This window comes from Halomicrobium sp. HArcht1-1 (assembly GCF_058933285.1).
The window spans coordinates 2420318-2434839 of the sequence record NZ_JBZYDL010000001.1 but is presented as its reverse complement, the minus strand read 5'-3'; the positions used below and the strand labels follow the sequence as shown (position 1 = coordinate 2434839).

Below are 14522 nucleotides of genomic sequence, written 5' to 3'. Positions count from 1 at the left end.
TCAGATCCCTCCCGTCAGCGGTTCGAGCGCGAGCTGGTCGTCGGTGCCGATCGAGATTCGGTAGCCTTCGTACTCGAAGTTCACAGAGAGGTCGCCAGCAGACGAGACGAGTGCGTCGAGCGCGTCCGTGTCGACGACTGTGCCAAGCGGCGTGAGTTCGGTCGGATCGGTGTCGGTTTCGGCTGCAACTGCCTCGACGACGCGCAGCGACGGTGTTTGCGAGTGGCGTTTCACGGATGTGGTCGTCATTTCTGATTGAAACGTAGCCCGCTGTCTCCTTTGGCTTCCCCTAGAACTGTATTCGTCGCGGGGGCGTCTCTGGGCTATACATATAGCGTCTCTCCGTCGCCGCGGCTCCGTCGTGTGGTTTCATACTACCGGCTGTACATCTGTGACCGATTTCGCCACCCCGGGGTAGCGAAGATCGTCACGAAGTGACAGCCGGCAGTATCACTGCCGGTATTGTGCGGCTACCTCGATTCGAGACTGTGACGCGCGGGCTCGTCTGTGCGACCCCTGCAAGTCATTATCGTCCGTTGTTAACTCAGACACATGATCTCACTCTGGCACGACGTGGCCCCGTTCGTCGGGGCGGCCAGCGGGGAGTGGTTCGTCTCGGTCTCCAGCGGTGCGACGGGCTTTGACACGTTCTCGATCGCGTTCGTGCTCACCGGACTGGTCGGGCTTGCGGTCCGGGGCGACGCCGACGATCCGATCGCACAGTTGACCGAGAAGGTGCGTCGCGTGGCAGCCGGCGCGGACGACGTTACGTTCACGACCGACCGCGACGACGAGATCGGTGCGCTGTACGACGCGATCGGCGATCTCGTCGCGGCGACCGACGCCGAGGACCGGACCGACGAGGCGTTTCGCCGTTCGCTCTACGAGATCACGAGCGACCCGGCGCTCGACGACGACGCGAAGCTCGATCGACTGCTCGAACTGGGCTGTGAGCGACTCGGGGTCGAGACCGGCTTCATCGCACAGATCGACGAAGCCGACGACCGGTACGAGATCGAGCGGGCGACCGGTCCGCTCGTCGCCGAGGGGAGCGTGTTCGACCTCTCCGAGACGCTCTGTCAGCGGACGATCACGTCCGACGACGTGCTCGGCATCGCCGACACGGCCGCGGCGAGCGACCTCGACGAGGCCGAGTACGCGGACTCGGACGTGCGCAGCTACATCGGCTCGAAGCTGCTCGTCGATGGCGAACTGTACGGGACGCTCTGTTTCGCCGGCTCGGAGCCCCGCGAGCGCTCGCTCAGCCACGCCGAGAAGGTCTTCGTCGATCTCATGGGACGGTGGATCAGCCAGACGGTCGAGCGCCGCGAACGGATGGCGACGCTGGAGCGACACGCCTCGATGCTCGATTCCCTGTTCGAGGAGTTGCCCGTCTCCCTGTACGTCAAAGACGAGGCGGGCAGACACGTCCGCAAGTCGGTCTCCGACCGGGTGACCGAGTTCCCCGAGGACGAGGAGTGGTACCGCGGCAAGACCGACCTCGACATCTACGACGAGGCGTTGGCCGAACGGACCTACGCCGACGACATGCAGGTCATCGAGTCGGGCGAGCCGATCATCGGGCAAGAGGAGTACGATCCCGTGGCGAAGGAGTGGGTAGTCACGTCCAAGGTGCCCTGGCGGGGACCCGACGGCGAGATCCGGGGCCTCATCGGCGTCACGCAGTACGTCACCGAGCGAAAAGAGCACGAGCGGAAACTGGAGGCGATCGTCGAGAACACGACCAACCAGATCTACATCAAGGACTCCGAGGGCGTCTACCAGTTCGTCAACGAAGCGACCGCGGCGCTGTTCGACCGCGAGCCGGCGGAGATCCTGGGGAAGCGAGACGACGAACTCTTCGACAGCGGGACCGTCGAGACGCTCGTCTCGGAGGACCGTCACGTCCTCTCGTCGGGCGAAACCGTGACGACGACGACGACGGCGGAGATCGACGGCGAGCGCCGGACCTTCCTCGACAACAAGTACCCGTACCGTGACGAGTCGGGCGAGATCATCGGCGTCATGGGGATCAGCAAGGACATCACCGAGCGACAGGCACGCGAACGAAAGCTCCGTGAGCGAAAGCGCGAACTGGCGACGCTGATGAGCAACCTCCCGGGGATGGTGTATCGCTGCCGAAACGAACCCGATTGGCCGTTCGAGTTCGTCAGCGACGGGTGCCGGGAGCTGACGGGCTACGACCCAGCGGCGATCCGGAGCGGAGCGGTCAACTGGGCCGAAGACGTCATCGTCGGCGACAACGACGAGCTGTGGGAGACGGTCCAGCGCGCCGTCGACGACCACGAACAGTTCCAGGTCACCTACCCGATCGAGACAGCGGACGGGCAGCGTCGGTGGCTGTGGGAACGCGGTGTCGGCATCTACGACGACGACGGGACCGTCCGAGCCCTGGAGGGGGTCGTCACCGACGTGACCGATCGCAAGGCTCAGGAGCGCGAGCTTCGCCGGACCAACGAGCGGCTCAACACCCTGATCGACGCCTCGCCCGACGCCCTCGTTCTGATCGACACCGACGGCGTCGTCGAGCTGTGGAACCCCGCTGCCGAGCGCATCTTCGGCTGGAGCGAGTCGGAGGTCGTCGGCGACACGCTGCCGTTCGTCCCGGCCGACAGAGCGTCAGAGTTCGACGCGTTCCGGGACCGCCTGCTGTCCGGCGAGTCGATCAACAGCGTCGAGACGCGACGACGCCGCAAGGACGGGACGCTGATCGACGTGAGCCTCTCGGCGGCCCCGCTGCGAGGCGTCGACGGCGAGATCACCGGGATCATGGCCGTCATGGAGGACATCACGGAGCGCAAGTGCCAGGAGCGCCAGCTTCGGGAACACCAGCGCGAACTCGATCGCTACCGGGAGTTCACCGAGGACATCCTCGACGCCGTCGACGACGTGTTCTACGTCCTCGACGAGGACGGCTCCCTCCAGCGCTGGAACAGCGCACACACCCAGGTGACGGGCTACTCGGACGCGGAGATCGAATCGATGCACGCGACGGACTTCTTCGCGCCCGAACACCGGGACCAGATCGAGGCAGCGATCGAGGAGACGAAAGCGACGGGTGACGCGGTGGTCGAGATTCCTTACCTGACCAAAGACGGCGAGCGGGTCCCCCACGAGTTCGTCGCCGTCGCTCTCGAAGACCCAGACGGGAACCAGCTCGTCGCGGGGATCGGGCGAGACATCAGCGAGCGAAAGCGCCGGGAGCGCCAGCTCGAACGCACGACGGACCTGCTTTCCCGCGCCGAAGAGATGGCGGCGATCGGCGGCTGGGCAGCGGTCGTCGAGGACGGCGCGGCCGTCGACACCAAGTGGACCGACAAACTGTTCGACATCTTCGGACTGGCCGACGACGAGGCCCGCTCGGTGGAGGCGATGCCCCAGTTCTACCACCCCGACGACCGGGAGCGACACCGCAGCGCCATCGAGCGCGCACTCGACCACGGGATCGGGTGGGAGCAGGAACTGCGACTCGACACTCCCGACGGCACCCAGCGGTGGGTCCACACCATCGGAGAGCCGGTCCTCGAAGACGGCACTGTCGTCGAGATCAGAGGCTCGGTCCAGGACATCACCGCACAGAAGCAACGCGAACTCGCGTTGGAGTCGCTCCACGACTCGGCGCGCGGGCTGTTGACGACGGAGTCGATCGACGACGCCACCCGGTTGATCGTCGACACGGCCGCGTCGCTGCTCGACCAGGCCGCCGTCGGGATCTACCTGTACGACGAGACGACGAACCTGCTCGAACCCGCCTCGGTGTCTCCGGGCTTCGAAGCGCTCTGTGGCGGCGAGCCGGATGCCGTCGGGCCGGGGACGGAGTCGTTCCTCTGGCACGCCTACGTCACCGGGACCCAGAGCGTCCTCGAAGGCGTCGACACCAGCGGCGAGTCGGGCCCCTTCGTCGACGCGGCCGACACCGGCATCGTGGTGCCGATCGGGAGCCACGGCGTCTTCGCCGCACTCGACGAGGCAGGCGAGATCGGTGAGAGGGATCGCTCTCTCGTCGAGACGCTGGTCGCGACCGCGGCGGCCGCCTTCGAGCGACTCGAAAGCGAGGCCACGCTGCGCGAGCGCGAGGCCGAGATCGAGGCCCAGAACGACCGACTCAGACGCCAGATCCGGGCCAACGAGACGATCCGCTCCGTCGATCAGACCCTCATCGGTGCGACCGACCGAGACCAGCTCGAAGCGGCGGTGTGCGAGCGACTGGTCGACGACGAGGACATCTCTTTCGCCTGGATCGGGTCGTTCGATCCCGGCGGCGAGACGCTCCAGGCTCGTGCCTGGGCCGGTGAGGGGGAATCGTATCTCGACACGCCGTCGTTCGACCGCTCGGCGACGCACTCGGACCCGGCCGTCTCGGCGGCGCTCGACGACGAGCCGGTCGCCGTCTCGAACATCGCCCAGAACGTCCAGCAGGCGGCGTGGCGACAGGCGGCACTGGCCGTGGGTCACCAGTCGGCGCTCGCGGTCCCCGTCTCGCTCGACGACTACCAGTACGGCGTGCTGACGGTGTACGCCGACGAGCCGGACGTGTTCGGCGAGTTCGAGACCGCCGTGTTCGCGGAGCTGGGGACGAGCATCGCCAACGCGATCACGAGCATCACGACCCGGCAGGCGCTCAACGCCGACACGCTGACCGCGCTCGAACTGCGCGTCGAGGACACGACGGACCCGTTGCTCGACATCGCGTTCGGGAGCGGCTGTACGGTCACCTACGAGGGCGTGGGCACCGTTTCCGCCGACGAGACACGACTGTTCGTCCGTGTGAGTGGCTGCGATCCCACGACCGTCTCGGAGCTGCTGGCCGACCGGCATACGATCGCCGACCACCACCTCGTCTCCGAGAGCGAGGACGGCGGCGTGTTCGAGGTGACGATCCAGGGCGAGACGGTCATCGCTCGACTCGTCCGCCAGGGCGGGCGAGTGCGAAAGATCGCCGCCGAGGAGTCCGGTATCGACGTCGAGGTCGACGTGCCGACCTCGGTGGACGTACGCTCGTTCGTCGAGACGCTCACCGACGACGGAACGGTCGAACTGGTCAGCCGACGCGAACGAGCACGCTCTGCGGAGTCCGACCCCGCGCTCGCCGAGACGATCCTGGGAGCGCTGACGGATCGCCAGCGGGAGGTCCTCCGGACGGGCTACTTCTCGGGGTTCTTCAACTGGCCGCGCGACACGACCGGTCAGGAGCTCGCAGCGATGCTCGACGTGTCACAGCCGACCGTCAACCGCCACCTCCGACTGGGCCAACAGCGGGTCATGCGACAGCTGTTCGACGACGAGTCCGACGCGGAATGAGTGGGTGTCGCGCTCGATCACCGCGCGTTTTTATCGCCGCCGCTCGAAGCCTGCCTGTGTCCTGGTTCAGCCGCAATCGCCACTGGCTGTTGCTCGCGCTCGTCGCGGTGACGACGGTCCTCGCGGTCGGGACCGTCGGTGTGGGACTGGTCGCGGTCCTCGCCGGACTGGCCGGCGGTGCCGGTCTCGGTGCCGTGCTGGGCGACGTGGCACTCGTGTTGTCGATCGCTGCCCTCCTGGTCGCCGCAGACGTCGCGTTCGCACTGGCCTTTCTGGTCACCCTCGCACGCCGGGCGTCGCTGCCCTCTCTGCCCGAGAACGACCGTGTCGCCGACGGGTTCGAACGCGCCGAGCGACTCGTCCCGCCACTGTCTCGACTGGGACTCGCCGACCGCTTCGCCGTCTCGACGGAGACCAAGCGCGAGCGACTGAAAGAGCGCTACGTCGACGGCGGTCTCACGGAGGTCGAGTACGAGCGCCAGTTGCAGGTGCTGCTGGCCGAGGCCGACGACGACGCGGCCGTGTCGGCCGGAGACGAGATCGAGCCCGACCTCGCCGCCGGCGAAGAGCAGACGACGGCCCGAACAGCGGCCGACAGCGCACCCTCCAGTACCGAACTCGAATCCGACGCCGAGTAGCACGCTGATTTTATACCGCGGCCCGCCGTCGGTAGTCGTATGACCGACGAGTTCAGCGTGTTTCGCTTCGACGTCGACGCCGAGGCGATGCGTGCCCTCCTCGAATCGCTCGGCGTCGAGCCGTCCGTGTCTGCGGCGTTCGAGCGCGACGAGACCGACGACGAGCGCGCGAGCGCACCGCACGGAGAGCGAACCGGGCCACGCGTCGGCGAGACGCCGCCACCCGGTGCCGGCGATCCGGTCGCCCCCGAGGACAGTCCCGAGGAGAGCGACGGCGGGCGTCGGACGCTCCTGATGGCCGCGCTCGGCACCGCAGTGGTGGCGCTGCTGACGGCGGTCGCAGTGGTGGTGTACCGTCGGCGGTCCGGCGAGACGCTGCCGGACGTTCCGGTGCCCGACGGCGTTCCGATCCCGGAGGTAGGGACGCTTCCGGGGCCCTTTGGCGACGGCGACGAGCCGAGCCCCGAGCGATCTCGGTCGCCGGCCGACGAGGAGACGGTCGACGCCGCGCCGCTGGTCGGAATGGCCCTGCTCTCGCTCGGAGGTGCCGTGTTGCGCCGCGTCCAGCGGCCCGACGAACGCGAGCACTGACCGTCAGCGACTCGAAGGCCGGCGGCGTGGGGCGAAGTGACTGGTGGTCGTTCTCTCTTCCGACACATTATTTCGATCTGTACCGACAGTATTATTCCCGCCTTTCGTGTGTCACTGTCTAGCCACCGACGCGGGGGGATGTTGGGCGTCGGATTCTCCGGCGGAGCGCCCCGATCGGTCGGCAGTTCGTACCTATGAGAGAAACACGACGCGACGTTCTTCGGCACGCCTCGGCGCTGGTCGCAGCGGTGACCGGCGCTGGCACAGCAGCGGCACAGCAATCACCCCCGGCCTACGACGACGGCACCGTCTACACCGGCGGGGATCGAGTGACCTACGACGGTTCCGTCTGGGAGGCCGGCTGGTGGACCCAGGGGACGGCCCCGTCGACGGACGCGGCGGTCTGGGAACGGGTCGACGCCGGCGACGGCGACGACTCCGGCGACGACTCGTACCCGGCCTGGGACGCCAGCGTCGCCTACAGTGGCGGGGACCGGGTAACCCACGACGGCTCCGTCTGGGAGGCAGCGTGGTGGACGAAAGGGACCGAGCCCGCCGCCGACGCGACCGTCTGGACACTGGTCGAGAGCGACGACGGTTCCGGCGGTGACGAGAACGGGGCACCGACGGCCGTCGTCGGCGTCACGCCCTCGGCACCGACGCCGGGCGAGACGGTGACGTTCTCTGGGGCCGACTCTTCGGACCCCGACGGCGACGCGCTGGACTACGAGTGGACCATCGACGGCGACACGGTAACCGGCGTCGAACACACGCGGTCGTTCGAGTCTGCCGGGGAGTACGCCGTCAGCCTGACCGTCACCGACGGCTCGGGGGCCAGTGACTCGGCCACGACGACGGTGTCGGTCTCCGAAGAAGACGGGTCCTCGCCGGGCTGGGACGAGCACCCGGTCATGGCCTACGAGTTCCAGGGAGCGGCCCCGGCCGACAAGCTCACCCACGTCATCCAGACGTTCGGCAGCGTCAGCGCCGACGGCTCCGTCTCGGCACCGTGGGACGCCGGGGGCATCGACGGTGTCACCACGCTCCTCTCGATCGGCGGCTGGAAGAACTCCCAGGGGTTCCCGGAACTGGCCAGCGACCAGGAGAGCCGGGAGACTTTCGCCAGCGAGTGTGTCGCGCTACTGCGTGACCGCGATCTCGACGGTATCGACATCGACTGGGAGTTCCCCGGTCCGTACGGTCCCGACGGACTCACGTCGTATCCCGACGACGAGGAGAACTTCGCCGCGCTGATCGAAGAGTGTCGCCGACAGTTCGACGCGGCCGCCGAGGAGGACGACACCGACTACTACCTCACGGCGGCGCTGAACCACGCGGAGTCACACCTCTCCGGGCTCCCCCACGACCGACTCGCCGACGCGCTGGACTACGCGAAGATGATGACCTACGACATGCACTCTCCGGTCTGGGTCGACGAGACTAACCACAACTCACCGCTGTACGCCACCTCCGGTGCCGACAGCGACGACTCGATCCACAACACCCTCTCGTACATGCGCGACCAGGGGTGGCCCGCCGAGAAACTCGTCATGGGGCTTGCCTTCTACGGTCGAGAGTTCACGGGCGTCGAGGGGACGGCCAACGACGGACTGCTCCAGCCCTTCGAGGGCAGCGGCGGGGCGACCGGCTTCGCCGACATCGCCCAGCAGTTCGGTGACCACACTCGCTACTGGGACGACGAGGCCAAGGTCCCCTACAAGTTCGACGGCACCAGCCTGCTGAGTTACGACGACGAGGAGTCGGTCGCGGTCAAGGCCGACTACGCCGACGAGCGGGGCCACCCAATCATGTACTGGGCCTCCGGCCACGACCCCAACGAGACGCTGCTCGACGCGGTCAACGACGCGCTCGGGAAGTGATGCGCCAGCGACCGGGAGACGGGCAGTCGTCGCGATGTCCCGGTGTGGGTCTCCCCCGTCCCAGCGCTCACCGGCTGTCCGTATGAGACGCGGCTGGGACGACGATCTCCACGCCCATCGCAGTGCCGTCGTGTGAGGCGTGGCTCGACGTTCGACGGCTCCCGTAACCGCCAGTCTAAAGCGCGCCCACTGGATTGCTTTGGGCATGAAGTTCCACGAGGCGGCGAACTTCCTCTTCGATCTCCGCCGATTCGCGCTCCGACCGGGCACGGAGGCCACTCGGTCGCTGCTGGCCCAGCTGGGCGACCCGCACGACTCGCTGGACTGCGTGCAGATCGCCGGCTCGAACGGCAAGGGAAGCACGGCTCGCATGGTCGAACGCACGCTCAGGGAGGCGGGGCTCGACGTGGGCCTGTACACCTCGCCACACTTAGACGACGTTCGCGAACGCATCCGGGTCAACGGCCGGAAGATCACCGAGTCGGCGGTCGTCGAGTTCGTCGAGTCCGTCGAGCCGTACGTCACCGATCGGGCGGCCGACGGCACCTCGCCGACTCTCTTCGAGACGCTGACGGCACTGGCCTACTGGGAGTTCGAGCGCCAGTCGGTCGACGTGGCGGTCGTCGAGGTCGGCATCGGCGGCAAGCTCGACGCCACCAGCGTCGTCGACCCCGTCGCCAGCGCGGTGACGACGGTGACGCTCGAACACACGGACATCCTGGGCGACACGGTCGCAGAGATCGCCCGAGACAAGGCACACGTCGCGCCCGCGGACCGCCCGCTCGTGACCGCCACCGAGGGCGACGCGCTCGACGCCGTCCGGGACGTGGCCGGGGACGTGGTCACCGTCGCCGACACCAGCGGCGACGTGACGGTCACCGACAACGGCCGCGAAGGACTGGAGGGGTCGGTGTCGATCGCGGGCGACGACTGGCGTGTCGAGACGAACCTCCCGCTGCTGGGCGCTCATCAGGCGATCAACGCCGGGATCGCCGCGACGCTGTGTCGCCAGGTCGCGGCCGTCGACGAGGCGACGATCGAACGCGGCCTGCGAAACGCCCACTGGCCCGGTCGCTTCGAGATCATGGGACGGGACCCGCTGGTGGTACTGGACGGCGCGCACAACCCCGGCGGCGTCGAACGGGTCGTCGAGACGCTTGCCACGTTCGACTACGACGACCTCCACGTCGTCGCGGGCTCGATGGTCGACAAGGACCTGCGTGCCATCGCGGGGGCACTCGACGGGGCCGACCACGTCGTCGCCTGCGAGCCCGACCGAGACCGCGCAGAAGACGAACAGGTCGTCGCAAAGGCGTTCCGAGACGAGACCGCAGCCAGCGTCGAGACGCGCAGCGACGTGGCCGGCGCGTTCGACGTGGCCCTCGACGCGGCCGGCGAGGACGACTGTGTGCTGGTCACGGGCTCGCTCTACGCCGTCGCCGAGGCTCGCCAGCGCTGGATCCGGCCGACGATCCCCAAGCAGGTCGACGGCGTGGCGGCGGCACGCGAGACCATCGACGCCACTCACGTCACCGACGCCGGTGCGTGGCGTATGCGCGGCAAGGCAGTCCATCGCCTCCTCAAGACGCGCGTCCAGCCCCGACAAGCACAGTACCTCAAAGAAGAACTGCTCTCGCTGGGCGGAGACTGTGCGATCTCGGGGCTGAACGACCAGGACGAGGAGATGCTGGACGTACTCCTGATGGGGACGATGGCCCAGTTCCGCCGCCTGACGGACAAACTCGACGGCCAACCGTACGGCCTCGCGTCGCTGGCCGACGAACTTCGGACCGCGCTGGACATCCAGCAGCCCGATCGAGACCGGGGCTATCCCTGGGAGGACGGTACCGCAGTCATGGGGATCTGTAACATCACGCCGGACTCCTTCCACGACGGCGGGGAGTACGACGCCGTCGAGGACGCCGTCGCCCGCGCCGAGTCGATGGTCGCGGCCGGCGTCGACATCCTCGACGTCGGCGGCGAGTCCACCCGCCCCGGCGCGGACGAGGTCCCCGTCGAGGAGGAGATCGAGCGCATCGTCCCGGTGATCGAGCGCCTCGCCGATCTCGACGCCGCCGTGGCCGTCGACACCCGCAAGGCACCGGTCGCCCGCGCCGCACTGGACGCCGGTGCGGACATCCTTAACGACGTGTCCGGGCTCGAAGACCCCGAAATGCGCCTCGTCGCCGCCGACTACGACGTGCCCGTCGTCGTGATGCACAGCATCGAGGTGCCGGTCGACCCCGACAGCGCCGTCGACTACGACGACGTGGTCGAGGACTGCATCGACCAGCTGACCGAACGCGTCCTGCTGGCCGAGAAAGCGGGGCTCGACCGCGAGCAGATCGTGGTCGATCCGGGGCTGGGATTCGGGAAGACGGCCGCCGAGAGCTTCGAGCTGCTGGGCCGACTCGAAGAGTTCCAGTCGCTCGGTTGTCCGATCCTGGTCGGCCACTCCCACAAGTCGATGTTCGAACTCGTCGGAGCCGAGGCCGGGGACTGTCTGGACGCCACCATCGCCGGCACGACGCTGGCCGCCGAGCGAGGGGCCGACATCGTCCGCGTCCACGACGTGCCCGAAGCGGTCCGCGCGGTGAACGTCGTCGAAGCCGCTGACGATCCCGAGTCGTTCGTCGAGGAGAACTGAGACGGAAATCGAGGGCGGCGCGCGCTCGCTCGCGCTCCGTCGCGAGCGATCACTGTGCGAGGGATGAGCGACTGAAAGGAGCGAATCGGTTGGGGAGGTGCGTGGCTGCGGTGCCGTGCTGTGTGGCCCTGGTGGACGAACGGGCGAGACGCACTCGACGGTGCTGCGAGGGCACTATCCGAGCGTAGCGAGAATAGCTCGCACAGCACCGTCGAGCGGGCCGAGGGCGTTCAGTTGGCAGCGTTCGCGTCGTATCGAGAGTGAGACCGTTTAGTTCACGTCGCCGTCCAGTTCCGTCTCCACCACGTACCCCCACTGCTCCAGCCCTTCGCTGTCGTAGAACGCCAGCCCATCGTCGTTGTCCCGCGGGCACGCCAGAGCGACGTACTCACACCCCTCGTCTTCGCCCCAGTCTTCGATCCAGTCCAGTAATTCCGCTCCGTATCCCTGCCCGCGCAGTTCATCGTCGACGACAAGGTCGTGGATCCAGACGTGGCGTCGATGGTGGAGGACGCGCTGGAGCGAGACGCCCGCGACGGCCACGAGCCGGTCGTCGTCGTACAGCCCGAACAGGCGATAGTCCGCCTCGTCACGGAACTCGCGGACGAACGCCTCGTCTTCGTGGCACCACAGTTGCCGGAGGATCGGGACGGCCGCGTCCCACTGCTCGTCGGTGGTCAGTTCTGTGACGTACATACCGGGCGGTCGACGGATACCGCCAAGAGTACTGTCACGACACGGTCGACACAGTACCACGAGAACGGTTTCCAGACGACCACAAGAGTTATTCTCCTCGCCGCCGCGACCGCTGGCATGGAGCAACGCGACGTGGTCCGGGGCGGGTACGAGGAGATCGCCACCGCCTACGACGAGTACCGGGAGACGGAGACGCAGCCGGCCCTCGACGACGGGATCGGTGCGGACTGCTTCGCGTCGCTGGCCGACGGCAGTCGCGTGCTCGACGCCGGCTGTGGCGCTGGTCGGCCCGTACTGGAGCGTCTGGACCGCGCCCACGAGTCGGTCGGGCTGGACATCGCGACGAGCCAGCTCGAACTGGCCCGCGAGCACGTCCCGGCGGCCGACCTGGTCCGAGGCGACCTCGCTCGATTGCCCTTCGCCGACGACGCCTTCGACGCGCTCTGCTCGTTCTACGCGATCATCCACGTCCCGAAGGAAGAACACGAGCGCGTCCTCTCGGAGTTCCACCGCGTCCTCCGACCCGGCGGCGACCTGCTCGTGTCGATGGGTGCCATCGAGGGGTGGGAGGGCCGCAACGACGACTGGCTCGACACCGGGACGGCGATGGAGTGGAGCTACTTCGGCCCCGCAAAGAGCCGCGAGATCGTCGAGACGGCGGGCTTCGAGATCGTCGACGAGCGACTGCCCGAGGTCGAGTCGGACGGATTCTCCGTGTTCTGGGGGCGGGCGTAATACCGATCTCTCCGTCTGTCGCCGCCGACCGGCGTACTGCGACACTGAATGTGGGGGACCGAGCGCGCGCCCCTGCAGTCCCAGAACTGTTACTCGGCCACTGTGTCGTCGCCAGTCGGTTCGCCCACCGCTTCGGCGTCTTGCTCGGTCACGCGAATCCCCTTGGAGACGAGGTGGCGCATCTGCTGGCGGACGAAGTCCTCCTCCTCGGTGCCCCGCGTCGCGAGGAGATAGAGCTGTGCGTCGCCGACGGGGCGCATCGTCCGGCCGGCCCGCTGTGCTCCCTGTCGGCGGGATCCGCCGAGGCCGGAGGCGACGATCGCCAGCTCGGCGTCGGGGAGGTCGATCCCCTCGTCGCCGACCCGAGAGATCACCAGGGTGTCGCGCTCGTTCCGGCGGAAGTCGTCGAACAGCCGTTCGCGCTCGGCGTGGCGAGTCTCGCCGCTGATGAAGGGCACGTCCAGCGCCGCGGCGATGGCCTCGCCCTGGTCGAGGTACTCGACGAAGACCAGCGCCTTCGCGTGGGGGTGTTCGGCCAGCAGGTAGCGCAGTTCTTCGATCTTCGCCGGGTTCGTCGCGGCGGTCTGGCGGCGGCCGTGGCCCACGGCGGAGACGTACTCGTCGGCGGTCGCGTCGTCGCTCCAGGGGACGAGGCGGATCTGGACCTCCGGCTCCTGGACGAAGCCGGCGTCGAACAGCGCCGACCAGTCGGTGCCGATGGGCGGCCCCACGAGCGTGAAGATCTCCTCTTCTCTGTCGTCTTCTCGAACCGGCGTCGCGGTCAGTCCCAGGCGGTGCTTGCCCTGCAGGCGGGCGCTGCGGCGGGCCACGTCGGCGGGGATGTGCTGGACCTCGTCGTAGACGATCAGGCCCCAGCGCCGTTCGTCGAACAGCTTGCGGTGGCGGTCCATCCCGGCGGTCCGGTAGGTGGCGATCGTCACCGGCCGGATCGTCTTCTCGCCGCCGTGGTACTCGCCGATCTGGCTCTCGTCCAAGTCGGTGTGTCTGAGCAGTTCCTCGCGCCACTGGCTCGCCAGCTCTCGGGAGGGGACGAGAATCAGTGTCTCGCCGCCGAGGGCTTCCATCACGCCCATCGTCGCGACGGTCTTGCCCGATCCCGGCGGGCCGACGAACACTCCCGACCCTTGCTCCTGGAAGCGCTGTACCCAGTCGGCCTGGTAGTCCCGCAGCGGCAGACCGAGTTCGACCGACAGCGCGTCGCCGTCTTCGAGGTCGCGGTCGTCCCGGACCGGATAGCCCGCCTCGTACAGCGTGCGCTTGAGCTTGGCGGTCTGCTCCTCGTTGACCCACGACTCCGAGTCCGAGATCGGCGCACGCAACACGTCGTCGGCGAGCTTCTGGCGGGCGACGTTGCCCATCAGGTCGTCGTTCTCGGCTTCGAGGACGGTGTAGCCGTCCTCGTGGGTCACGAGCCTGAACTTCCGGGCGCGTTCCCACTGGCTGCGGACCCACTCCTGCAGGTGTTCGGAGCGCTCGCCGACCACGTCGTGAATCGTCGCAAGCAGGTCCGAGAGCGACTCGTAGGGGGCCTGCCACACGTCCTCTTCGCGGATCTCGTAGATCGCGCCGCCGGAGCGGTTCGTGTCGACGAGGTGGGCGAACTGCGAGAGCTGTGCGCGGGTGAACTGGTCTGCGTGTTCCACGACGATCTCGTGGCGGTCCGGAAAGAGAATCACCCGCTCGCGGTCGGTCACCGCGTCCAGGTCCGGCGGGTAGTAGACCGCCTCGGCACCGGCCACGTCCTGTCGTTCCAGCTCGGCGTCCTCGCTCAGTCGCGCCAGCGCCTCGCGAGCCGCGTCGGTAGTGAGCCCGGTCTTGCCGGCCACTTCCGCTGGGGTGAGGTGTGGTTTGCCGACCGCGTCGATAGCGTCGTACACGTCGGCGACGGTCAGCGTCTCGGGCTGGTCGCCCGCGTCGTCACCGCCGGCCTCGGCGTCGTCCTCTGTGGTCACTGGGGATGGGTATCGGCCCGACGAGTAAACACCTTGTGTC

The 14522-nt window shown here is 68.0% G+C and carries 9 protein-coding genes and 1 pseudogene; 7 read left to right on the top strand and 3 right to left on the bottom strand.

The annotated features are described in order from the left end of the window. A complete protein-coding gene (locus AC5FRZ_RS12770; RefSeq protein WP_346775264.1) occupies positions 1-234 on the bottom strand; it encodes a HalOD1 output domain-containing protein in 234 nt (77 codons plus the stop codon). 318 nt (positions 235-552) lie between these two features. Between AC5FRZ_RS12770 and AC5FRZ_RS12765 the strand changes: the two genes are divergently transcribed. The 6 genes and pseudogenes from AC5FRZ_RS12765 (at position 553) to folP (ending at position 11078) form a co-directional block, all read left to right on the top strand. Next, the gene (locus AC5FRZ_RS12765; RefSeq protein ID WP_493564762.1) at positions 553-5322 is read left to right on the top strand and encodes a PAS domain S-box protein; all 4770 of its coding nucleotides are present in this window, start codon (positions 553-555) and stop codon (positions 5320-5322) included. A 56-nt stretch (positions 5323-5378) separates the two neighbouring features. Beyond that, positions 5379-5960, top strand: a complete 582-nt coding sequence (locus AC5FRZ_RS12760; protein ID WP_493564761.1) for an SHOCT domain-containing protein — start codon at positions 5379-5381, stop codon at positions 5958-5960. Between the two features lie 39 nt (positions 5961-5999). Further along, positions 6000-6551, top strand: coding sequence for a hypothetical protein (locus AC5FRZ_RS12755; RefSeq protein ID WP_493564760.1), 552 nt, complete (start codon positions 6000-6002; stop codon positions 6549-6551). A 194-nt stretch (positions 6552-6745) separates the two neighbouring features. After that, positions 6746-8431 (top strand): glycosyl hydrolase family 18 protein, encoded by a 1686-nt coding sequence (locus tag AC5FRZ_RS12750; RefSeq protein WP_493564759.1) that lies wholly within the window; start codon positions 6746-6748, stop codon positions 8429-8431. Positions 8432-8636: 205 nt separating this feature from the next. Beyond that, positions 8637-9875 (top strand): annotated as a pseudogene (locus AC5FRZ_RS12745) (bifunctional folylpolyglutamate synthase/dihydrofolate synthase); the annotation flags it as partial. A gap of 108 nt (positions 9876-9983) precedes the next feature. After that, positions 9984-11078 carry a dihydropteroate synthase gene (gene folP, locus AC5FRZ_RS12740; protein ID WP_493565086.1) on the top strand — a complete coding sequence of 365 codons (1095 nt, stop codon included), beginning with the start codon at positions 9984-9986 and terminating at the stop codon, positions 11076-11078. Between the two features lie 270 nt (positions 11079-11348). Here the strand turns inward: folP and AC5FRZ_RS12735 are convergent, their stop codons facing one another. Next, positions 11349-11774 (bottom strand): GNAT family N-acetyltransferase, encoded by a 426-nt coding sequence (locus AC5FRZ_RS12735; RefSeq protein WP_493564758.1) that lies wholly within the window; start codon positions 11772-11774, stop codon positions 11349-11351. A 117-nt stretch (positions 11775-11891) separates the two neighbouring features. Here AC5FRZ_RS12735 and AC5FRZ_RS12730 point away from each other — a divergent pair, with 117 nt between their 5' ends. Beyond that, on the top strand, positions 11892-12509 hold the full coding sequence (locus AC5FRZ_RS12730; RefSeq protein WP_493564757.1) for a class I SAM-dependent methyltransferase: 618 nt from the start codon (positions 11892-11894) through the stop codon (positions 12507-12509). Positions 12510-12598: 89 nt separating this feature from the next. Here AC5FRZ_RS12730 and AC5FRZ_RS12725 read toward each other — a convergent pair whose 3' ends face one another. Beyond that, on the bottom strand, positions 12599-14482 hold the full coding sequence (locus AC5FRZ_RS12725; RefSeq protein WP_493564756.1) for a DEAD/DEAH box helicase: 1884 nt from the start codon (positions 14480-14482) through the stop codon (positions 12599-12601). Between the last annotated feature and the right edge of the window lie 40 nt (positions 14483-14522).

What these genes read in the sequence shown, in the direction of transcription:
- AC5FRZ_RS12765 (WP_493564762.1), top strand. Translation starts at nt 553, where the DNA reads ATGATCTCACTCTGGCACGACGTGGCCCCGTTCGTCGGGGCGGCCAGC.
- AC5FRZ_RS12755 (WP_493564760.1), top strand. Translation starts at nt 6,000, where the DNA reads ATGACCGACGAGTTCAGCGTGTTTCGCTTCGACGTCGACGCCGAGGCG.
- AC5FRZ_RS12750 (WP_493564759.1), top strand. Translation starts at nt 6,746, where the DNA reads ATGAGAGAAACACGACGCGACGTTCTTCGGCACGCCTCGGCGCTGGTC.
- folP (WP_493565086.1), top strand. Translation starts at nt 9,984, where the DNA reads ATGCGCGGCAAGGCAGTCCATCGCCTCCTCAAGACGCGCGTCCAGCCC.
- AC5FRZ_RS12735 (WP_493564758.1), bottom strand. Translation starts at nt 11,774, where the DNA reads ATGTACGTCACAGAACTGACCACCGACGAGCAGTGGGACGCGGCCGTC.
- AC5FRZ_RS12730 (WP_493564757.1), top strand. Translation starts at nt 11,892, where the DNA reads ATGGAGCAACGCGACGTGGTCCGGGGCGGGTACGAGGAGATCGCCACC.